Genomic DNA, 21,710 nt, shown 5'->3' on the forward strand with positions numbered 1-21,710 from the left:
ACGTTACTTTCGAATACGGTACTCGGCCGAGCGCGCGTGGGCGGTAAGCGATTCGCCACGCGCCAAGGTGGAGGCCAACTTGCCAAGTTCCGAGGCGCCTGCGGCCGAACAATGAATAATCGAGGAGCGCTTCTGGAAATCGTACACCCCCAACGGCGAGGAAAAACGCGTGGTCCCCGAGGTCGGCAACACATGGTTGGGGCCGGCACAGTAATCGCCCAATGCCTCGGCGGTATAGCGCCCCATGAAGATTGCGCCCGCATGACGGACTTCGCTTAACCAGGATTCCGGCGCTTCCACGGAAAGCTCCAGGTGCTCTGGCGCAATCCGGTTGATCAGCATAAGTGCCTCGTCCGGGTCATTGCAGTGAATCAGGGCACCCCGCCGAGCCAGGGACTCCCGTATGATTGCCTCGCGCTCCATGGTAGGGAGCAAGCGTTCGATCGATTCAGCCACGGCATCCAGGTGGGCGGCGTCCCAACTGACCAGGATAGCCTGTGCATCTTCATCGTGTTCGGCTTGGGAAAACAGGTCCATCGCCAACCAGTCGCTATTGGTCTTGCCGTCCGACACGACGAGAATTTCCGAGGGCCCGGCGATCATGTCGATGCCTACCTGCCCGAAGACGGCACGCTTGGCCGTGGCCACGTAGATATTGCCGGGGCCGACCACCTTGTCCACCCGCGGTACGGTCTGGGTACCATAGGCAAGGGCGGCTACCGCCTGTGCCCCACCAATAGTGAAAACGTGATCGACCCCTGCCAGGTGAGCCGCGGCCAGCACCAGTTCATTGAGAATACCGTCCGGGGTGGGCACCACCATGACGATCTCACGGACTCCGGCAACATGGGCGGGAATGGCATTCATCAGCACCGATGACGGGTAAGCGGCCTTGCCTCCCGGCACGTAAATACCGGCACGGTCCAGCGGGGTCACCTTTTGCCCCAGCACAGTGCCGTCAGCCTCTTCATATTGCCAGGACGTGGGTTTTTGCCGTTCGTGATAAACACGGATGCGCTCCGCTGCCTGGGTCAATGCCTCCCGCTGAACAACCGGCAACCCCTCGTAGGCCTGCTGCAAGCGTTCCGCCGACAGCATCAGTTGATCAATACTCGTTACATCAAGGCGGTCAAAACGGTTGGTGGCTTCGATCACGGCACTGTCGCCATGCTCCTTTACTGCCGCCAGAATGTCGTGAACGCGCTGTTGAACCGTACTATCGGAGACCCCTTCCCACGCCAACAACGTGTCAAGATGCTGATTGAAATCCGCTTCCTGGGTGGCCAAACGGGTCATTGCTACCGGGGGAAATTGCTCGCTCATGGGAAGGTGCTCCTTGCATCATTCAGTTAACGGGAGTGGGTGACGCCCGGCGCTTGGCTACCGCCTCACTCAAGCGCTCAATAAGAGGCTTGATCCTATCGTGTTTCATGGTCATCGCCGCCTTGTTGACGACCAGGCGCGTACTGATCATATCGATCAACTCGCGCGGTTCCATACCATTGGCTCGCAAGGTATTGCCAGTATCGACAATGTCCACGATCTCATCGGCAAGATTCATCAATGGCGCAAGCTCCATAGCACCATAGAGTTTGATAACTTCGGCCTGGATGCCCTGCTCGGCATAATAACGCCGCGCCACATTGACGAACTTGGTCGCCACCCTGCGACGGGCGCGGGCCGGTGCCGCTCCTACTATCCCGGCAGTCATTAGCCTGCACTGGGCAATATTCAAGTCCAGGGGTTCATATAACCCTTCAGCGCCATGTTCCAGCAGCACGTCCTTTCCCGCCACGCCCATATCCGCAGCTCCCAGTTGCACATAGGTCGGCACGTCGGTTGCGCGGATCACCACCAGCTTGACGTCGGGCAAGTTGGTGTCGAATAACAGTTTGCGACTCTTGCCCAAGTCCTCAATCGGTGTGATACCGGCATCCGCCAGCAGTGGCAAGGTTTCGTCGAGAATACGCCCTTTGGAAAGGGCTAGAATCAGTTGCTTGCTCATGTCGTCGCCAATGGTTGAAAGCGGATCAGCCCGGAATACGACGAATACGCGCACCCAGCAGTTGGAGTTTTTCCTCGATGCACTCATAGCCCCGGTCAATGTGATAGATGCGATCCACCAGGGTTTCGCCTTCCGCCATCATGGCGGCAATCACCAGCGATGCCGAGGCGCGTAGGTCGGTCGCCATCACCGGGGCACCGGATAACCGCTCGACGCCGGTAATCATCGCCGTATTACCCTCCAGAGCGATATTGGCACCCATGCGATTAAGCTCTTGAACATGCATGAAACGATTTTCAAAGATCGTCTCGACCACTCGGGAGGTGCCCACGGCCACCGCATTCATCGCGACGAATTGTGCCTGCATATCGGTAGGAAAGGCCGGGTAAGGTGCGGTACGGATATTGACCGCGCGAGGCCGTTTACCATGCATATCCAGCGCTATCCAATCATCTCCGGTGGTGATCTCGGCACCCGCCTCTTCAAGCTTGGCGAGGACGGCGTCAAGAATATTGGCTCGCGTGCGCTTAACCTTGACGCGCCCACCGGTCATGGCCGCCGCCACCAGAAAGGTACCGGTTTCGATACGATCGGGCATGACCTGATGCTCACAGCCATGCAGTTTGTCGACACCGTTGATGGTAATGGTATCGCTACCATGGCCGTGAATATCAGCGCCCATGGCAATCAGACATTCCGCCAGATCGACGATTTCAGGTTCACGAGCGGCATTTTCCAACACCGTCGTTCCTTCCGCCAGAGTCGCCGCCATCAGCAGGTTTTCGGTACCGGTAACCGTTACGGTATCGAAGAAAATAGTCGCGCCTTTAAGACGACCGTCAACCCGAGCGCGGATATAACCGTTTTCCACACGAATGTCAGCGCCCATGGCCTCGAGACCCCGAATATGCAGATCTACCGGGCGTGAGCCAATCGCACAACCACCCGGCAGCGATACATCCGCCTTGCCGAAATGCGCCAGCAAGGGCCCCAACACCAGGATGGAGGCGCGCATTTTCTTGACCAGCTCATAAGGTGCATGGCAATCCTTGACCTGAGAACCATCGAGCTGGATGGTCATTTTATCGCCCATCACCGGCTCAACGCCCATTCGTCCGAGCAACTCAAGCGTGGTAGTAATGTCTTGAAGATGCGGCAAGTTACCGATGACCACCGGCCCATCAGCCAGCAAGCTGGCACACAAGATTGGCAAAGCGGCATTCTTGGCGCCGCTTACCCAAACCTCACCGTCGACGCGGCCACTACCCGTAATAATCAATTTATCCATGGTAGCCGCCCTTATTGGGCATTTTCCGGCGCGGTTTGCCATTGCGCCGGTGTATATGTCTTGATGCTGACGGCGTGTAACGCGCCCGAAGCAATTTCATCGCTCAGCGCTGCATAAACCAGTTGCTGACGCTTGACCGGGGACAGGCCTTCGAATGCCTCACCCACAGCTACAACCTGAAAGTTGCAGCCCTCGCCTTGCACGTGGACGTCACATCCATCCAGACGTGACTCAAGCAGTGACTTGACTTCATTGGGTTGCATGGAATTCAACACTCCTTTGGTGGAATAAAAAATACGATACGCTGCGTGCTCAATACGAACCCGCAGATCAATATGGGCCATGATAAAGAAAAGCGCCTTGCTTGGCGATGTGGATAGTTAGCCACATTAACCGCCCACGCCACCGGCAGGCGGGATTATTCCGACGGTTCAGTTACGCCAATCAGGCTGTCGAGTTCAGCCAAGGCAGACAGTCGGCGCAGAGGCGGCGACAAGGCAGCTTCCTGGAAAAGCAGCTTTTGATCACGGCTGATTCGCAGCCATTGCAACAACACGCTCAAGGCGGCACTGCTGGCCTTTTCAACTTGAGTGAAATCGAAGCTAACTTCAGTACCGGCTGCTTGCTGCCTCAACCATTGACTTCCAGCAGTAGCCAATCGCGCTGCCACCGAAACATCAACCTCACCTTGAACGCACAAGGTATTGCCTTGTGCGTTCAAGCGAAATGCGGGCTCTTCAAGAAGCAAGCTCACGCACCTCTCCCTTCTTCAAGCTCTTCCACGGCAAGCTCAGGCGCCCAGTTGTTGATAACCGCATCGTAGTCACGATTATGGTCACGCATGGCTTGGTCGAACTGATTACGGAATGTTAACCCTAGGTTGATGCCATTGACGATCACATTCACCACACGCCATTCGCCATTCGAAAGCCGCAGGCTGTAGCTGACCGGGTATACTGAGCCATCAGTAGCCACGATTTCCATTGCCACGCTGGCCAGATCCTCTTGGCGTTGCGGCTGCTGGGTATCCAGCACTCGTAGCTCATCATAATCGAATGTCACCAAGCCCTTGGTGTAGGTATCAATCAATGTCTGACGAAAGATGTCGGCAAAGCGCCTGCGCTGTTCTGGTGTGGCGTTCTGATAATACCTACCCATCACGCTGGCCCCGATATAGCGGAAATCCGCCACTTCTTCGAGACTCGATTCAACCAACTCCTTGAGTTCATCGATATTGTCAGCGTAATAATCTTCTCGTTCCTCTAGCTCGCTCATGAAATCGTTAATATTTTCACGAATCAATGCTTCCGGGCTCTGGTTCGGCGTTTGCGCCTGAAGGTGCAATGGCACTACCAGCAGCAATATCGCGAGCAAGGTCAAAAAATGACGTTTCATGTTCATAAGCCCTCCTGGGCACAAGCTAATCAAACAAGGTAATTTCAACCACTGACCATATTGGATATAAATTGTTGAATTAGTTCTTCAAGCACCAGCGCAGACTGCGTATCGGTAATGGTATCGCCGGCTTCCAGCACTTCGGGGTCGCCGCCCACACTCAGCCCCACGTACTGCTCCCCCAGCAAGCCTGCAGTGAGTATGGCGGCAGTGGTATCACGGGATAACTGCCCCTCGAGCTCGCCATCCAGACGCAATGTCACTCGCGCATCGAACCATTCGGTATCCAGTTCGATAGCTTCGACCCTGCCCACGGTCACTCCTGCCATGGTGACGCGTGCGCGCGGGCGCAACCCGCCGACATTGGCGAAGTTGGCTTCCAATTGAAAGGACTCGGCAGGTGCGGAGAGCGTCACGCCACTGACGCGCAACCCCAGAAACACTAACCCAAGGATACCGGCCAGCATGAAAAGTCCCACGCCTAACTCCATTGTCTTGCTGCGCTTCATTGAAAAATGCTCCAAAAAATCAAGAAAGACCACCGAACATCACCACGGTCAACACAAAATCGAGGCCCAGTACCGCCAGTGAGGAATACACCACGGTACGTGTCGTCGCGCGTGAAATACCCTCAGAGGTAGGCACAAGATCGTAGCCCTGAAACACGGCAATCCAGGTCACCACCAAGGCAAACACCAGGCTTTTGATGATGCCGTTGCCGACATCATCAAGAAATGAAACGCTGGCCTGCATATTGCTCCAATAAGAGCCTTCAAATACGCCTAGCCATTCCACCCCGACCAAATATCCGCCCCAGATTCCGACCACACTGAAGCCGACGGTAAGTATGGGTAGCGATACGAACCCGGCCCACAATCGGGGAGCCACGATACGCCGTAGTGGGTCGACACCGATCATCTCCATGCTGGTGAGCTGCTCGGTGGCTTTCATCAAGCCGATTTCCGCCGTCAAGGCCGACCCTGCTCGCCCGGCAAACAGCAACGCCGCGACCACAGGCGCCAACTCCCTCAGCAAGGACAGCGCCACCATTTGCCCCAGCGCCTGTTCGGCACCAAAATCCACCAGGATGGTATACCCCTGCAATGCCAACACCATGCCAATGAATAACCCCGACACCAGCACAATCGCCAACGACAATACACCGACGAAATATACTTGATGCAGCCATAGGCGCAGCCCCTCACGCGAAGGCACAGCCACTGCCGACTGGGCGAGAAAAATCCCCGCGCGGCCCAGCGACTCGGAGGCATCACACCCCTTGCGACCCCAGCGAGCAAGGCTTTCGATGCCTTTCGTCATTCCACTTTCACTCAAGGATGGCCTCCAGATGCCGTCGCATCGTCAAGAATATCACTATAGAAATCCGGTGCCGGATAATGAAACGGCACCGGCCCATCGGGTTCACCATGCACGAACTGACTCACTCGAGGGTCGGCGTGAGTATCCAGCGACTTGGGTGTTCCTTCAGCCACCACCTTGCCATCGGAAATCAGGTAAACGTAATCAGCGATCGACAGGGTTTCCTTGATGTCGTGAGACACCACAATGGACGTCAGTTCAAGCGCTTGACTAAGCCGACGGATCAACTCCACCAATACCCCCATGGAAATGGGGTCCTGACCGACAAAAGGCTCATCGTAGAGAATCAATTCCGGGTCCAGCGCCACGGCCCGCGCCAAGGCGACCCGACGCGCCATGCCGCCCGACAGTTCAGCGGGAGTCAAGGTACGGGCACCACGCAAGCCTACCGACTGAAGCTTCAGCAGTACCAGGTCACGGATCATTGGCTCAGGCAAATCCGTATGTACCCGTAGCGGGAAAGCCACGTTTTCGAACACGTCCAGATCGGAAAATAGTGCCCCGCTCTGAAACAACATGCCCATACGCTTGCGCAGCTCGAACAGGGCCTTGCGTGACAAGCGGTGTACATCCTGGCCATCTATCAGCACCCGCCCACTATCCGGCGTCAGCTGTCCTCCGATCAATTTGAGCAAGGTGGTTTTGCCGGTCCCGCTCGGCCCCATGATGGCGGTAATACGCCCGTAGGGAATGGCCATGTTGATGCCGCGAAAAACTTCACGCCCACCGAACGTGAAGTGTAGGTCTTCAATTTCAACAAAAGGAACGTCAGTCATGGTGACTCATTATCGGAAAGTGGCGCAGTTGAGGTCGACAATAGACGGTTCCCGAGGGCGACAATAGAGAGTTGCGCATGAGAAAACCGCTCGCTATCAGTTTCAAAAACATTATCGAACATCGTATCCTAACCCTTATAGCTAGCGTCAAGCGATAAACATCCGGCTATTACGTCTCGGGCATCACACCTCGAGGATGTTATTCTGTGCACAGACGTTCATTCCCTTGCTTGAGCCATCCGCCATGAATCAGCCCGTCCCCCTCACTTCCTTGCTACGCGAAAGCGCTGTGCGCACCCTGATGGTGGAGCAGGCGGCTATCGGTGCCTTGATCGGCAAACTGGATACCGGATTCGATCAGGCATGTCAGTTGATTCTGGCGTGTACCGGACGCGTAGTGGTAACCGGCATGGGCAAGTCCGGGCATATCGCCGGCAAGATTGCCGCCACTCTCGCCAGCACAGGCACCCCGGCTTTTTTCGTTCATCCCGGTGAAGCCAGCCATGGGGATCTAGGCATGATCACCCGTGGTGATGTCGTACTGGCCCTGTCCAATTCCGGTGAAACCAGCGAAGTGACCGCTCTGCTGCCCTTGCTCAAGCGCATGGGCGCGCCCTTGATCAGCATGACCGGGCGCCCCGGCTCCACCCTTGCACGGCATGCCGACGCCCATCTGGACAGCGGCGTGGAACGAGAAGCTTGCCCGCTGGATCTCGCTCCCACCAGTTCCACCACAGCGGCATTGGCCCTGGGCGATGCACTTGCCGTGGCTTTACTCGAAGCCCGTGGCTTCACCGCCGAGGATTTTGCCCTTTCCCACCCAGGCGGAAGTCTGGGCAAGCGACTCCTGCTCAGGGTCAAGGACTTGATGCACGCCGGTTCGCGTTTACCCCAGGTGCCGCTGGGCAGCCCCCTGCGTGACGCTCTGCTTGAAATCACCCGACAAGGGCTGGGATTTACCTGCGTGGTAGACAAGGAAGGTCGGTTGGCCGGCGTCTATACCGACGGTGATTTACGTCGCACTCTGGATCAACACCATGATCTGCGCAACTTGAACGTGGAGGATGTTATGACCCGCCCGGGCAAACGCATTTCACCTGACCTGCTGGCCGCCGAAGCCGTACGTATCATGGAAGACAACCGCATCACGGCCTTGGCCGTCGTCGACCAGCATGAACATCCTGTAGGCGCATTGCATATGCACGACCTTCTAGCCAGCGGTGTGATTTAAACAAGGTTTTTTCACTCAAAGGCGCTTCAACCTGGAAGCGTTTCAATCGGAGGTTCCATGGCCCTATCGCCTGCTTTACTCGACCATCTGCGCCGCGTGCGCTTGCTCGCTCTGGATGTGGATGGCGTTCTGACCGATGGCCGGCTCTACTTTCAGGCCGATGGTATCGAAATCAAGGCCTTTCATACCCAGGATGGGCATGGCCTCAAACTGCTCAAGCGCGCAGGCATTCATGTCGCCCTGATTACCGGACGCGATTCGCCAATGGTCAGCCAGCGTGCAGCCGCCTTGGGAATTTCTCATGTGTTCCAAGGATGCGAGGATAAGCTCGCCACCTTGCGCCACCTCTGCCAACGCCTTGGGATCGAACTCGATCAGGCAGCTTACTGTGGCGATGATCTGCCTGACCTGGCGGCAATCAAACGTTCCGGCATCGGAATTACCGTACCCCACGCGCCTGCCTATATTCAGTCACATGCCGACTGGGTAACCGAACGCCACGGAGGGCATGGTGCAGTGCGCGAGGTCTGCGACACCCTGCTCGAGGCGCAGGGGCACTGGGGTGCAGTCATCGACACCTACCTGCACGGCCGTCGCTGAGATGATCCGTCAAGCATTGTTGCCGCGCTGGCTATGGATAGCCGGGATGGTGGCCCTGCTCGGCGGGTTGCTGGTTTATCTGGACCCTCGCGCGCCCCAGGAAGTCGCGGTGGACCCCGCCGCCCAGGCCGAGGAACCCAACCATGTACTGGAAGGCGCCGACATGACCTTGTTCGGTGCCGACGGGCTTATCCAGCAGTCCATCCGCACTCCCCATCTGGTGCATATTCCCCAGGATTCCCTGACCCAGGTCGAGATGCCAAGAGCCAGGCTGTTCGACGAACAAAGGCGTGAATGGCTAGCCAGCGCCGACAGCGGCACTGTCGACATCGCCTCTCATCACTTGACCCTCAGCGGCTCGGCTCGGCTGGTCGCTCCTGAGAGCGGCTGGCAACTGGATAGCGAAGTGTTGCATTATGACAGCCGTCAGGCTCACGCCTGGAGTGACGCCCCGGTGGTGCTGCAACATCCCCCCCAGCATATGCGCGCCTTGCGCATGGATACCTGGTTGAATGATAGCCAGGTTCGCCTGACCGGCGATGTGCAAGGCTACCACCCAGCGGCAACGCACGAGCAAGAGGAAACCCCATGAAAACGTTTCTGCAAGCCACGCTGCTGAGCCTGGCCCTGTTGCCGGCAGTGGCACTTGGCCAGCAAGCGCCCCCACCGGTCGAAGTGGAGGCAGACCGTCTTGATCTGGATCAACGTACCGGTACTGCGGTATATGCCGGTAACGTTGAAGTTCGTCAGGGCGAAATGCGCCTGAGAGGCGATCGTGTCAAAATTCAGCGTAACGCGGCAGGCGAACTGTCGCGTGCTATCGCCACCGGAGATCGCGCCTATCTCCGTCACCACCCGGAAGACCAGGATCAACCTCTGGAAGGTTATGCCCGCACGATCATCTTTCACGTGGCCGAACGCCGGGTGGAACTGATCGATAAAGCCGAACTGATTCAGGGCGGAGACCGCTTCACCGGGGGACGCCTGGAATACTTCATCGATCGAGAGGTCATCCAGGCTCGCGCCGATGTGGAAGGACAGGAGTCCCAACGCATCCGCATGACTCTGCAGCCCGAACAACAATGAGGCAAGCCGTGCACTCAGGCGACCGTGAAGCTTCTGCGTCTACTCCGGGCATAAAAACGCTTTATGCCCGCCATCTGGCCAAGAGCTACAAGCGCCGGCGCGTGGTCAAGGATATCAGTCTCGAGATCGCTCAGGGTAGCGTGGTCGGACTGCTGGGCCCTAATGGGGCCGGCAAGACAACTTCCTTTTACATGATCGTCGGCCTGGTACGCGCCGATGCCGGCGAAGTAAGTATCGATGAGCATGACCTCAGCGGCGCCCCCATGCACGAACGCGCCATGGCCGGCATTGGCTACCTGCCCCAGGAGGCCTCGATATTTCGCAAGCTGTCGGTGGCCGACAACATCATGGCGATTCTGGAAACGCGTAAGGACCTTGATCGAAGCGCTCGCGAACAACGCCGAGAAGCGCTACTCGAAGACTTTCATGTCACTCATATACGCGACAACCTGGGCATGAGCCTTTCCGGTGGTGAGCGCAGGCGCGTGGAAATCGCCCGCGCGCTCGCTACCGAACCGGCGTTCGTACTGCTCGACGAACCTTTTGCCGGAGTCGACCCTATTTCCGTGGGTGAGATCAAGACCATCATCCGCGCACTCAAGGCACGCCATATAGGCGTCTTGATCACTGACCACAACGTGCGTGAGACCCTGGACATCTGCGATACGGCTTATATCGTCGGCGACGGCCAGATCATCGCCAATGGTCCCCCCCAAAGCATTTTAGACAACCAGCAAGTACGCGATGTGTACCTAGGTGCCGATTTCCGCTTATAGGCAATATTTTCCCAGCCTAGTGGCATATTTATTGCTAATCATTACCCAAAGCTGGGTTGCGTCAGGTCGTGGCCCGCACTAGGGTAAAAACTTTCGATCAAGCAAGCGGGACTTCCCTATGGTCATGAAAGCCTCACTTCAATTGCGCATGGGTACTCAGCTGACCATGACGCCGCAATTGCAACAGGCCATTGCACTGCTGCAGTTATCCACGCTTGATCTGCGACAGGAAGTTCAGCAGGCACTCGACAGCAACCCGATGCTGGAACAGGAGGATGAGTTCGGCGAGCAAACCGTCAATGAAACCCCCGAGCCGGAATGGTCGGAGGATATCCCCACCGAGCTTGCCGTCGATAGCGACTGGTCGGACACCTACCAGGACATGGGTTCTATGGTTGGCGGCACCTCGGAAGGACCGGATTTTGAACGCCAGGCCGCTGGGCAAAACCTCCAAAGCCGCTTGCTCTGGCAACTCGCGATGACTGATTTCGACGACCGTGAACAGCTGGTAGCGGAAAGTCTTATCGATGCCCTCGATACCAATGGCTACCTGACCCAGACGCTCAACGAGATCCGCGAAGGATTGCGCGGGCAGGTCGAGCGCATCACCTTGCGAGAAGTGGAAGGGATACTGCTGCGCTTGCAACAATTCGAGCCTACCGGCGTCTTCGCCCGAGATCTGCGTGAATGCCTGATGCTTCAACTGGCAACGTTACCCGATGAGACGCCGTTGCTGCCCCAGGCACGACGTCTGGTGCGTCAGTTTCTGGAAGTCTTGGGCAAGGACGATTTACGCCTGCTCAAGCGCCGCCTGGGTCTCGATGACCAGCAGCTGAATGAGGTCATTCAGCTGATACGCAGCCTCGACCCGCGGCCAGGCAGCGCCTTTTCCGAAACGACCGAGAGTTATGTGATTCCCGACCTGGTAGTACGCCATGATGCGCAAGGCTGGCACCTGGAGCTCAACCCTGAGGCACTTCCCCGGTTGAGAATTCAACCGGATTACGCAAGCCTGATCAAGCGCGCTGACAAGAGCCACGATAACCAGTTCCTCAAGGAGCATCTCCAGGAAGCACGTTGGTTGATCAAGAGCCTGTCCAGCCGCAATGACACCCTGCTACGCGTAGGGCGCGAAATCATTATCCGGCAGATCGGTTTTCTGGAGCATGGCGAGGAAGCCATGAAACCCCTCATACTGGCGGATATTGCCGAAGCCGTTGAGATGCACGAATCCACCATCTCGCGAGTAACCACGCAAAAATACATCCATACCCCGCGTGGCGTCTTCGAGCTCAAGTACTTTTTTTCCAGCCAGGTGGGAGGCGGCGAAAGCCAGGGCGATAGCCATTCAAGTACCGCCATTCGCGCACGGCTCAAGAAACTGGTTCAGGAAGAGCCTCCGGGCAAACCCCTTTCCGATAGCCGAATCGTGGTACTGCTACAGGAAAACGGCGTCAAGGTGGCACGTCGCACGGTCGCCAAATACCGCGAAGCCATGGGAATCCCCCCTTCCAGTGAACGCCGTCGATTAAGATAGTCTCGAGAAAAGATCTTACAGAAAAAAGCCTGAACAAAGCCCGCAATCAACGCATAAGCCGAGCTGAATCAATGAGATTCAAGAATCTTTTCCCAAGGGCTTTGCTTGAAAGGAAAAAGGGTTACAATCAAGTCACAGCCCGACAGAGAAGGAGTACGTCAATGCAAGTCAATATCACCGGTCATCATGTGGAACTGACTGACGCCTTGCGTGACTATGTCAATGAAAAGCTCGCTCGCGTAGAGCGACATTACGACAATATCACCACGGTACAAGTAGTCCTGTCTGTCGAAAAAGAACGTAAACAAGCCGCCTGTACCCTGCATGCAGGCGGTATTGACGAACTGCATGCCGAAGCCACGGATGTCGATATGTACGCTGCCATAGATGCCTTGGCGGATAAGATCGATCGCCAGCTCGTCAAGCATAAGGAAAAAGCACAAGCCCGCGCCCAAGGCGCCGGGGTGCGTTAACCTGATGTCACTGGAAGCCATCCTGCCCCCCGAGCGTGTGCTTTACGACGTGCCCGGGGGGAGCAAGAAGCGTATACTGGAATTTTTCAGCACCTTCATTGCTCAGAATACCCCGAGCCTGGATAGCCAAGAGGTCTTCAGTCGACTCATTGGCAGAGAACGCCTAGGCAGTACGGGAATCGGCAATGGAGTCGCTATTCCTCATGCCCGCAGTCCCCACTGCGATGCGCCTATTGCCAGTTTTCTCAAGCTTGCCGAACCGGTGGATTTTGACGCCATTGACGGCGACCCGGTCGACTTACTGTTTGTGTTGCTGGTACCGGAAAAAGCCGATGACACTCACCTCGCGCTTCTCGGCCAGGTAGCCACGATCATGAACGATGCGGACACCCGCGCTCAGTTACGCAAGAGTGCCAGCCAACGCGAACTGCTTGACATACTGACGACGACAATTCGAAACCAGGACGTTTCCTGAACTTTATTGTTCACGTTCTGAACGTTATTGTTTTCTGCATCAGCCTACGAGTACCTTATCCGTCATACCTTCGTTGCCTCCTCGCAGCCCCTCACTAGACGCTGCAGGGTGACGCCTGGCCAGGAGCAGGAGATTCATATGCAACTCGTGATCATCAGCGGGCGCTCCGGCTCGGGAAAATCCATCGCTCTGCAAGCCTTGGAAGACCTGGATTATTACGCCATTGATAACTTACCCGCCATGTTGCTGGGTTCACTGGTGGATGAACTGGTCCAGGAAAGCGAAAGAACCCATTTGGCGGTGAGCATCGATGCACGCAACCTGCCCTACGCATTGGAGCGCTTTCCCAGCCTGTTAATGGAATTGCGCGAACGGGGTATCGATTGCCAGGTCATTTACCTGACCACCGATGCCCGTATCCTGCTGGAACGTTACTCAGCGACGCGTCGACGTCATCCATTGACTCGCAACAGTGACATGACATTGGAAGAAGCCATCACCGAGGAAGAAAAGGCTCTCAGTGAAATCCGCAACCTTTCCGACTTGATGATCGACACCTCGCGGTTATCCGTGCATGACCTGCGTCGCCGCCTTGTCGACCAGGTGGCTCATCATCAACGTGACCAGCTTGCGCTCACCTTCGAGTCGTTTGGGTACAAGCGTGGGGTTCCCCTGGATGCCGATCTGGTATTTGACGTACGCTGCCTGCCCAACCCCTACTGGGACCCTCGGCTACGTCAATCGAATGGACGCGATGCCACTATCATCGAATTTCTTGATGACTTCCCCATCGTCCATAGCATGTACAACGATATCCATGACTGGCTGGAACGTTGGCTACCTGCTTATCAGAGCAGTCAACGCAGTTACATGACGGTGGCCATCGGTTGTACCGGTGGGCAGCATCGATCAGTTTATATGGCCGAACGCCTGGCCAGACAAGTCATGAATAATTACGGTAATATCAGTCTGCGCCATCGCGAACTGGGGCTGCAATACACCCTCAGTGCCGAGAAAGGCCAGGTAGAATTCACCGGTGATGAAGGCTCAACATCAACGCCACTCAGCGCACACGCAAGATAAAGGAAATACGGTGCCTCAACGCAAGCTGACGCTTATCAACCGACGCGGTCTGCATGCTCGTGCTGCCACCAAACTGGTGCAGTGCTGCCAGGATTTCAACGCACGCGTACACGTTCAAAAAGCCAGTCAAGAAGCAGATGCGGCCAACATCATGGCTCTCTTGATGCTGGCCGCTCCCTGTGGCACCGAACTTACAATAAGCGCAGAAGGCGACGATGCAGAACAGGCACTCGAAGCGATCCAGGAACTCTTTGACGCCCGCTTCGATGAAGACGCCTAGCGAGTTTCCTGGTCGCCGGCCACTGTCATTTCATCAATCAACCAGCTGCCAGTGTGAATGCTGCCTCGCGTATCGGTGTCGTTACCGATACCTACCAAGCCACTGAACATCTGTTCGAGGTTACCGGCGATGGTGAACTCTTCAATGGGATACTGGACCTTGCCATCTTCCACCCAGAAGCCGGTAGCACCGCGAGAGTAGTCCCCGGTGACGCCATTGACCCCTTGTCCCATCAATTCCGTCACCCATACCCCACGCCCCATTTTTTGCAGCAAGTCTTGCGGTGCGCTTAACGGTGCCGAGATACGTAGATTCCGAGCTCCCCCGGCATTGCCCGTGGTCTGCATTTCCAGGCGTCGAGCGCTATAGCTCGAGAGCATATAACTTTCCAGGCGTCCCCGATCGATAAAACAGTTATTGCGCGTTTGTACACCTTCGTTATCGAACGGCGAACTGGCCATGGCGCCGACCTCCATGGGCCGTTCGCTTAAGGAGAACCAGTCGGGAAACAAAGGATCTCCCAGGCGGTCACACAAGAATGACGCTTGGCGATACAGAGCGCCGCCGGCCAGGGCGCCCATCAGATTGCCTACCAGACCAGCCGCCAGGCTCGGGTCGAAGAGTACCGGAAAACGGCCGGTCCTGGGACGCCTTCCACCAAGCCGGCGCAGCGTTCGCTCAGCTGCCTGCCGCCCAACCGCTTCGGGGTCCTGTAACTGTCGTGGGTCGCGGGCCGAGGTGTAATCATAGTCACGCTGCATGCCGCTGCCGTCCTGGGCAATCAACATGCAGGAGAGTGAGTGACGGCTGCCTTTCTGACTCCCCAGGAACCCATGGCTATTGGCATAGACCCGCACGCCTTCTCCTGTCGAAAGGGACGCGCCCTCAGAATGGGTGATGCCTTCGACGCCGCGACCGGCGCTTTCGCAGGCAAGCGCTATTTCAATAGCCTGCTCGGTACTCAGCTCCCAAGGGTGATGGACGTTTAAATCGGGGAAATCCGTGGCCATCAATGCAGCATCCGCCAGACCTGCCGCTGGGTCTTCGCCGGTGTAGCGCGCAATCGCCATGGCTTTTTCCACCGCTGCACGAATTGACGCCTGCCCGGCATCGGTTGAGGAAGCACTCCCTTTGCGCATACCGACATATACCGTGACGGCGATACCTTGATCTCGGGACAGCTCGACGGTTTCGACTTCGCCCAGACGCACACTGACACCCACGCCTTGATCGACACTTGCCCCAACCTCGCAGGCATCTGCACCCAACTGTTTGGCCAGTGCCAACGCCTCTTCGGCACGCGTTTCCAGCAGCTGTTGCTGCGCCGGCGCATCAAACGCTTGTGTCATGTTTTTCTCCTTCCTCAGCCGAGAATCCTCGGCAGGTGAATGCTGTCGCTTGCGGCCTGATATACTGCCGCAACCTGAATTCGTTAACGAGCCACATCATGTCCAAAAAACGCCCTGACTTCATCGAAAACGATGAACAAGAACGCCCCAGCAAATCGCAGCTCAAGCGTGAAATGCACGCCCTGCAGGAACTGGGGGAAAACCTGATTGCCATGAAACCCGCTGAGTTGGCACGGTTTCCGCTTTCCGATGACATGCTGCGTGCCATCGAGGAAACGTCACGCATCCGCTCCCATGAAGGGCGCCGGCGACACATGCAATACGTCGGCAAACTGATCCGCAAGGAAGACCTGGTCGCGATCCAAGCGGTGTTTGACAGTGTCGACCAGGAACAACAGCAGCGTGATCATGCCTTTCATCGCCTGGAAAAATGGCGCGACCGCCTGATCGAGGAAGACGACTCGGCAATAGATGCCTTCATGGCAGACTATCCCGACACGGATCGCCAAACGCTCCGTCAGTTGATACGCAACGCACGCCGTGAACGCGACCAGGCCAAACCACCGACCAGCGCCCGCAAGCTGTTCAAATTCCTTCGCGAAAGCGCTGACCTGTAACGCGAAAAGCGTTAAGACTGGGTTCCCCCTACGGTCAGCTCATCAAGTTTCAAGGTGGGCTGACCGACACCCACCGGTACGCCCTGCCCTTCCTTTCCACATACGCCAATACCGGTATCCAGTGCCATGTCGTGGCCGATCATCGAGACCCGGCCCATGGCTTCCGGGCCATTACCGATCAAGGTCGCTCCCTTGACCGGAGCGGTAATCCTGCCGTCTTCGATCAGGTAGGCTTCGCTTGCGGAAAACACGAACTTACCAGAGGTGATATCCACCTGGCCGCCACCGAAGCTGACCGCATAAATGCCTCTTTTAACACTCCGGATAATGTCCTGCGGCTCGTCCTGACCGGCCAGCATGTAGGTGTTGGTCATGCGTGGCATCGGCAGATCGGCAAAGGACTCGCGCCGGGCATTGCCCGTCGGCGCCATGCCCATGAGCCGTGCGTTCACCTTGTCCTGCATATAACCGGTGAGAATGCCATCTTCGATCAAGGGGGTGTACTGGCCGGGCGTGCCCTCGTCGTCCATGCTCAGCGATCCACGACGACCATCGAGCGTGGCATCATCCACTACGGTCACGCCCTTGGCGGCCACGCGCTGGCCCATGCGCCCGGCAAATGCCGAGCTGCCCTTGCGGTTAAAATCCCCTTCCAGGCCATGACCGACGGCTTCATGCAGCAAAATGCCCGGCCAGCCGGGACCCAGCACTACCGGCATCTGTCCCGCCGGGGCGGCCACGGCCTCAAGGTTGACCAGTGCCTGACGTACCGCTTCACGGGCATAGGTTTCAGCCACGTTGTCGTCGCGCAAGCGGGCCATGGAAAAGCGTCCTCCGCCTCCGGCACTGCCCCGCTCACGGCGGCCATCCTTGACCGCGATCACGCTGACGTTGAAACGCACCAAGGGACGGATATCCGCCCCTAGGGTGCCGTCACTGGCACGTACCAGAACGACTTCGTAGGTTCCCGAAAGCGAAGCGCTTACCTGGCTGATGCTGGGGTCGGCGCTACGCGCGACGCGATCCGCCAGCTTGAGCATCGCCACTTTGTCTTCGGCAGTCAGGCCGGCGAGAGGGTCAAGGCCGGTATAGCGTGACGTAGCTGTTGAGGTGGCCACAGCCTGGCCAGGTAGCCGCTGGCCGCTACGCACGATACCTGCAGCGGTACGTCCGGTGTCCGCCAAGGCATCGGCAGTGATTTGATTCGAGTAGGCAAAACCGGTCTTTTCACCGGCCAGAGCACGCACACCCACCCCGCCATCGATGTTGTAGCTGGCTTCTTTTACCTCACCGTCTTCAAGTACCCAGCCTTCCTGCCAAGTGCGTTGAAAGTATAGATCGGCATAGTCCACTCCTGCCCCCAGCGCATGCGAGAGTCCCGTCTCCAGTGCGTCGAGATCCAAGCCTCCCGGGGTCAACAAGGTGGTGACGGCTGTTTCCAACATGGCATTGTCTGGGGTCATTGAGTACCTTCCAAAGTGATTTGCGGCGCCGCCCAAGGGCCACGCACGCGGTAATAGATCGTTGTCGCCCGATTGATAGCGTCACCAAACAGCTGGTGAGCGATAAAGAAGGCTCCTCCCGCCAGCGGTCCTCCCGCAATGAGCGCGGCAAGTGGCATGCTTTGACTGATGGGCAATCTGACGCCCAAGCGTTGGTCGAGTTCCCGACGTATAAGATCGACAGTGCCCGCCATGGTGTAGGTGGTGGCTGGTGTATCGATTTCCAATACCTCTCGAGTGGTCAATTCGCCATCAGCAATATCGACGCTGCCGTGCACACGGTTGAAAACGGTTCCCTGCCCGATGACATCGGAGAAGTCCAGGCGTAAACGGCGCACTAGATTATCAAAGTTCAACAAGCCGATAAGTTCAACAGGCGTCGATTCGATATTGAGAAAACGCCCATCATGCAGCTCGATGGACAATTCGCCTTCAGATCGGCTGAGTTCCAATTCCCATGGGGCGCCCGGCCAGGTCAGTCGGGTTGCCAGATTGGTCCGCCGGCTGTGCATGACATTGGGTTGCGCCAGCCGTGCCAAGGCGGTGCCGATATCACCGCCTTGCAAGGTGAGGTCCACATGGGTGCGACTCTTGGTGGCATCACCTTCCCAGCGCAACTCGCCACGCGCCGATATCTGCCCCAACGTTAGTCCTACCGGAGCCAGAGTGAACTGATTGCCACGCGTTTTCCAGTAAGCGGTCAATGGCCCGACACGCTTTTCCTCATGCACTATTTCCGCCACCCGCAGTCGCCCATCGGGTAGCGCCTCAAGCCAGGGGGGTATCCCGCTAAGCTCAGCGGATGCACGGGTTTCGATTTCGCTCATCCAGGCACGGGGTTGTGCTTGCTCGTCGCCAGTGGCTGTAGCCGAAACGGTTTCGCCCGAGCCTGCCCGACCTGTGAACTGATCGGACAAGACCATCAGATCATCCAGCATCAGGCGGCCTACGCTAATATCCAGCGGAGTTTCTGCCTGAGGGCGATAGTGCACACGGCCCGCCACAAGACTGCCACTCAGGTTGAGTTCAATGCCTGCGGGGCTCATGCGGCCCTCAGCCTCCACCGACCCTAGGCACTGATCCTGGTACGTCAGGCAAGGCGTCTGAACCGCCAGTTGCCAATCGCTTCGCTGAGTATTCGCGGGTTTGTTTTCTACCGGCATATCCTCTTTAAAGAGCTCGACCAAGCTGAGCCAGTCAAGCGGCTCCAGGCGGGGCACATTGGCTTTCACCGTCCAGCCGGGCTGGGTGGGCCAATCGACGGGCAGAGGGGTTGCCTCACCCAACCAGAGCGCTCCAGCCAATCCCTCGTCAAGAAGCCGGCCACGAAAATCCACTACATTGGCCAGCTCGCTTTGTATGGTTCCATTCTCTATATCAACCTTCATCGACCATGGCCAGGCGGCTTGAGCGGGCTTTTGTAAGGGAGCGGGGAACATCAATTCCAAGCCTTGCAGGGTGCTATTCAGCTGTAACTGCAGGCTGGGTTCGAGTTCAAGTCGCCCCTGCCAGGCGGCGCGCCCCTTCGCCAATGCCTGGGTTCTCTCAGGCGGCACTCCCGCCCAGCGTAGCAGGGCTCCCGCTTCGGACTCACCCTGCAGGCTCAGACGGTCTTCATGAGTGTCGATAGTCGCCGAGACATCGCCTTCCCAGAGACGCCCAGCCATTTGCCCGGCAAGCCCACCGTCCTGCCCTTGCTGAGTCCAGCTGAGCATCCCACCGACCTGATCGACGTTCAACGACAAGGGCTCATAGGTCAGCCGTGACAATTGGGGCTGGGCATTGATCTCGAGTTGCAGGGCCTCGGGTGCTTCAAGGAAGGTGTTCAAGGCGATGTCGGCATTGATACGCCCTTCTCCCTGCCAATCATCCAACGCCTGCATGCCTTCCAGAGGGGCGGCTTGCAGAAAGTTCCTAGCTTCTTCAACAGAAGATGCGACCTTGCCGTCGATTCTTAACTGGCCATCTTCCAAAAGCACCTCGGCGGAAGTAGCCTTCACTCCATGGCTATGGGCGCTGTCGATGACGGCCTGCAAGCGCTGATTACTCAATTGCAGGTGCCCCTCGATACCTTCCAGCATCGGCCAGCCGGGAGCGATGGGCAAGTAGCCGTCGACAATATCCAGCGCCAATTCCAGCTCTATATCCTCTATGTTAACGCCTTCGAATAAAGGCTGGCTTAACGAAAACGTTCCCTTTCTTACTACAGCCCCCACGTCGCTAAGTAACCATTCACTCAAGTCTTCCCCCAGAATTCCCATGGGTAGCCATTGGGCCAAGGGACGCTCGACGGCGTCAACGTCGCGAAAGGCAATATCCAAGCCAAAGTGACCTCGCGGCTTTCCAGTGACCAGACCGAACCCGCCCTGGACCCGGGCGCCTTCCCAATCAACCAGCAGGTTCCTGCCACTGATCAGGCTGTCGGGGCCATCGTAGACCCACTGCACTTCCCCTTGAGCATGATTCAATGTCATGGGCGCCGAAAAGATATTAGGGAAATACAGGGTACTGGCCCCGTCACTATTGAATAAGACCCTGCCGCGCAAATCCCGGGCTTCGACCCAGGCATCCAGGGGGCCGCCGCCCGGCACATGCCCCCAAGGGGATGCTTCAAGGCCGCTGATAGCTGCCGTGGCTTCCCACTGATCATGGCGATGTCCCAGACTTAGCCCGCTCACTTGGCCTCGCGGCGCCAGTGTCGCCACTACCCGCGACAAGGCTTCAGGCAACGGAACGTGCTCACGCCAGGCCGCTAGTGACGACAGCTCAAACTCGCTGGTGCGTACTTCCCAGCCATCCGGGTCATGGATCAGGTACCAATGGTGCGGCAGTGCCGGGCCGACATCGCCCGATTCTGTCGGTTGCATCCAGTCAACCGTGTCAGCATCGCCTTCCAGCCAGGCTTCACCCCCGTCGCCCCGCCGCAACCACTGGCCTTGAGCATGAATATCACGCAGTACGGCCTCTTGGGTTTGATGGCGCAAGGCCAAGTGAGACATATCGAGATCGATACGGGCATCGGCAAGCGCACCTGCCTGCCAGCGCCCCCAGAGGCGCGCCTCGCCGCTGGCATGCTGCAATTGCGGGCTTCGTGCGGGTAATAACAACTGTGCCAGGGTGCGCAAGTTATCCAGTTGCATATCCAGTTGCAGGGCGGCGGAGAAATCGCGGAAACCGTGCTTTCCCGGCTGTACTTCCACCTGCATCTGTACCGCAGGCCAATTTTCGACGACTTGCCCAGGCGCATCCTGCCGAGCGATTTCCAAGGTACCTTCCAGGCGGGTACGGCGATAATCCCCACTCATCAGCAACTCAGGTGCCAGCAAGGTGACTGTTCGTTGACGGCCATGCAGCACGATGCTGGTTTCCTGAACCCATAGACGCTGGCGCAGGATCAGTGCAGCCCAGGCGTCCAGCGTTTCCAGATCCAGCTCATACTCAAGCGGCAGTTCGGTAGTGCCCGGCCAGTACCAGCGGGCGCCTTCGTCCTGTTGATAAAGATGCACTGCCAGACCGCTTATGCGGGCATCGTTGAAGACCGGCGCCATGGTGCCCAGCGTGGCAAACGTATCCAGCCGCAGCTTCGCCTGCTCCAGCGCCAGCAACGTTTCGCCTTCCGCGGTAGTGACATGCACCCCGGAAAGGCGCATGAGCGGATCATTGCGGGCCAGTTGCAAGGAAAGATGGTCGATCTTTACAGAAGCGCCGATGCGGGCTTCCAGCAAGGTCTCGATGTGGGGTATCAAGGCATCCGCCTGGCTCATGAGCAGGCGTAGAACCACTAGCAGTACCGCAAGGCCTCCCAATACCACAGCCAGCAGTGCCAACCCCCAACGCACCAGCGAACGCCTCATCAT

General features: G+C 57.5%; 23 protein-coding genes. 11 read left to right on the top strand and 12 right to left on the bottom strand.

The genetic code is table 11. The annotated features are described in order from the left end of the window. Positions 1–3 precede the first annotated feature (3 nt). The 9 genes from hisD to GPM19_RS01270 form a co-directional block, all read right to left on the bottom strand. On the bottom strand, positions 4–1,323 hold the full coding sequence (hisD, locus tag GPM19_RS01230) for a histidinol dehydrogenase (RefSeq protein WP_160417061.1): 1,320 nt from the start codon (positions 1,321–1,323) through the stop codon (positions 4–6). 22 nt (positions 1,324–1,345) lie between these two features. Then, on the bottom strand, positions 1,346–2,005 hold the full coding sequence (gene hisG, locus GPM19_RS01235; RefSeq protein ID WP_160417062.1) for an ATP phosphoribosyltransferase: 660 nt from the start codon (positions 2,003–2,005) through the stop codon (positions 1,346–1,348). A 25-nt stretch (positions 2,006–2,030) separates the two neighbouring features. Then, positions 2,031–3,293, bottom strand: coding sequence for a UDP-N-acetylglucosamine 1-carboxyvinyltransferase (gene murA, locus GPM19_RS01240; RefSeq protein WP_160417063.1), 1,263 nt, complete (start codon positions 3,291–3,293; stop codon positions 2,031–2,033). Positions 3,294–3,304: 11 nt separating this feature from the next. Further along, positions 3,305–3,556 (bottom strand): BolA family protein, encoded by a 252-nt coding sequence (locus GPM19_RS01245; protein ID WP_160417064.1) that lies wholly within the window; start codon positions 3,554–3,556, stop codon positions 3,305–3,307. A gap of 155 nt (positions 3,557–3,711) precedes the next feature. Next, positions 3,712–4,047: an STAS domain-containing protein gene (locus GPM19_RS01250; protein ID WP_160417065.1), complete on the bottom strand. Its 336-nt coding sequence runs from the start codon at positions 4,045–4,047 to the stop codon at positions 3,712–3,714. Continuing rightward, positions 4,044–4,688, bottom strand: a complete 645-nt coding sequence (locus GPM19_RS01255; protein ID WP_160417066.1) for an MlaC/ttg2D family ABC transporter substrate-binding protein — start codon at positions 4,686–4,688, stop codon at positions 4,044–4,046. Before GPM19_RS01255 ends, GPM19_RS01250 begins: the two co-directional genes overlap by 4 nt. A gap of 44 nt (positions 4,689–4,732) precedes the next feature. After that, a complete protein-coding gene (gene mlaD / locus GPM19_RS01260) occupies positions 4,733–5,197 on the bottom strand; it encodes an outer membrane lipid asymmetry maintenance protein MlaD (protein WP_160417067.1) in 465 nt (154 codons plus the stop codon). 19 nt (positions 5,198–5,216) lie between these two features. After that, a complete protein-coding gene (mlaE, locus tag GPM19_RS01265) occupies positions 5,217–6,008 on the bottom strand; it encodes a lipid asymmetry maintenance ABC transporter permease subunit MlaE (protein ID WP_160417068.1) in 792 nt (263 codons plus the stop codon). Positions 6,009–6,019: 11 nt separating this feature from the next. Then, on the bottom strand, positions 6,020–6,844 hold the full coding sequence (locus tag GPM19_RS01270) for an ABC transporter ATP-binding protein (protein WP_160417069.1): 825 nt from the start codon (positions 6,842–6,844) through the stop codon (positions 6,020–6,022). A 244-nt stretch (positions 6,845–7,088) separates the two neighbouring features. Here GPM19_RS01270 and GPM19_RS01275 point away from each other — a divergent pair, with 244 nt between their 5' ends. The 10 genes from GPM19_RS01275 to GPM19_RS01320 all read left to right on the top strand — a co-directional run bounded on the left by GPM19_RS01275 (position 7,089) and on the right by GPM19_RS01320 (position 14,385). Further along, the gene (locus GPM19_RS01275) at positions 7,089–8,075 is read left to right on the top strand and encodes a KpsF/GutQ family sugar-phosphate isomerase (protein WP_160417070.1); all 987 of its coding nucleotides are present in this window, start codon (positions 7,089–7,091) and stop codon (positions 8,073–8,075) included. 57 nt (positions 8,076–8,132) lie between these two features. Beyond that, entirely contained in the window at positions 8,133–8,675 is a 543-nt protein-coding gene (locus tag GPM19_RS01280) for a KdsC family phosphatase (RefSeq protein WP_160417071.1), read from the top strand. Then, the gene (lptC, locus tag GPM19_RS01285) at positions 8,638–9,267 is read left to right on the top strand and encodes an LPS export ABC transporter periplasmic protein LptC (protein WP_319928075.1); all 630 of its coding nucleotides are present in this window, start codon (positions 8,638–8,640) and stop codon (positions 9,265–9,267) included. Before GPM19_RS01280 ends, lptC begins: the two co-directional genes overlap by 38 nt. Further along, positions 9,264–9,761: a lipopolysaccharide transport periplasmic protein LptA gene (gene lptA / locus GPM19_RS01290; RefSeq protein WP_160417072.1), complete on the top strand. Its 498-nt coding sequence runs from the start codon at positions 9,264–9,266 to the stop codon at positions 9,759–9,761. The genes lptC and lptA overlap by 4 nt, the downstream gene beginning before the upstream one ends. A gap of 50 nt (positions 9,762–9,811) precedes the next feature. Next, positions 9,812–10,537: an LPS export ABC transporter ATP-binding protein gene (lptB, locus tag GPM19_RS01295; RefSeq protein ID WP_160417261.1), complete on the top strand. Its 726-nt coding sequence runs from the start codon at positions 9,812–9,814 to the stop codon at positions 10,535–10,537. Positions 10,538–10,655: 118 nt separating this feature from the next. Next, positions 10,656–12,074 (top strand): RNA polymerase factor sigma-54, encoded by a 1,419-nt coding sequence (locus GPM19_RS01300; protein ID WP_160417073.1) that lies wholly within the window; start codon positions 10,656–10,658, stop codon positions 12,072–12,074. Positions 12,075–12,235: 161 nt separating this feature from the next. Then, on the top strand, positions 12,236–12,547 hold the full coding sequence (hpf, locus tag GPM19_RS01305) for a ribosome hibernation-promoting factor, HPF/YfiA family (RefSeq protein ID WP_160417074.1): 312 nt from the start codon (positions 12,236–12,238) through the stop codon (positions 12,545–12,547). 4 nt (positions 12,548–12,551) lie between these two features. Next, positions 12,552–13,022, top strand: coding sequence for a PTS IIA-like nitrogen regulatory protein PtsN (gene ptsN, locus GPM19_RS01310; protein WP_160417075.1), 471 nt, complete (start codon positions 12,552–12,554; stop codon positions 13,020–13,022). Between the two features lie 138 nt (positions 13,023–13,160). Further along, the gene (gene rapZ / locus GPM19_RS01315; RefSeq protein WP_160417076.1) at positions 13,161–14,105 is read left to right on the top strand and encodes an RNase adapter RapZ; all 945 of its coding nucleotides are present in this window, start codon (positions 13,161–13,163) and stop codon (positions 14,103–14,105) included. Between the two features lie 10 nt (positions 14,106–14,115). Next, entirely contained in the window at positions 14,116–14,385 is a 270-nt protein-coding gene (locus GPM19_RS01320) for an HPr family phosphocarrier protein (RefSeq protein ID WP_160417077.1), read from the top strand. Here the strand turns inward: GPM19_RS01320 and pmbA are convergent. Beyond that, on the bottom strand, positions 14,382–15,734 hold the full coding sequence (gene pmbA / locus GPM19_RS01325; RefSeq protein ID WP_160417078.1) for a metalloprotease PmbA: 1,353 nt from the start codon (positions 15,732–15,734) through the stop codon (positions 14,382–14,384). The genes GPM19_RS01320 and pmbA overlap by 4 nt on opposite strands. A gap of 98 nt (positions 15,735–15,832) precedes the next feature. Between pmbA and yjgA the strand changes: the two genes are divergently transcribed. Beyond that, a complete protein-coding gene (yjgA, locus tag GPM19_RS01330; protein WP_160417079.1) occupies positions 15,833–16,351 on the top strand; it encodes a ribosome biogenesis factor YjgA in 519 nt (172 codons plus the stop codon). 11 nt (positions 16,352–16,362) lie between these two features. Here yjgA and tldD read toward each other — a convergent pair whose 3' ends face one another. Continuing rightward, positions 16,363–17,814, bottom strand: a complete 1,452-nt coding sequence (gene tldD, locus GPM19_RS01335; RefSeq protein ID WP_160417080.1) for a metalloprotease TldD — start codon at positions 17,812–17,814, stop codon at positions 16,363–16,365. Next, the gene (locus tag GPM19_RS01340) at positions 17,811–21,710 is read right to left on the bottom strand and encodes a YhdP family phospholipid transporter (RefSeq protein WP_160417081.1); all 3,900 of its coding nucleotides are present in this window, start codon (positions 21,708–21,710) and stop codon (positions 17,811–17,813) included. The genes tldD and GPM19_RS01340 overlap by 4 nt, the downstream gene beginning before the upstream one ends.

The sequence above is a fragment of the Vreelandella zhuhanensis genome, from assembly GCF_009793355.1.
Lineage (GTDB): Bacteria > Pseudomonadota > Gammaproteobacteria > Pseudomonadales > Halomonadaceae > Vreelandella > Vreelandella zhuhanensis.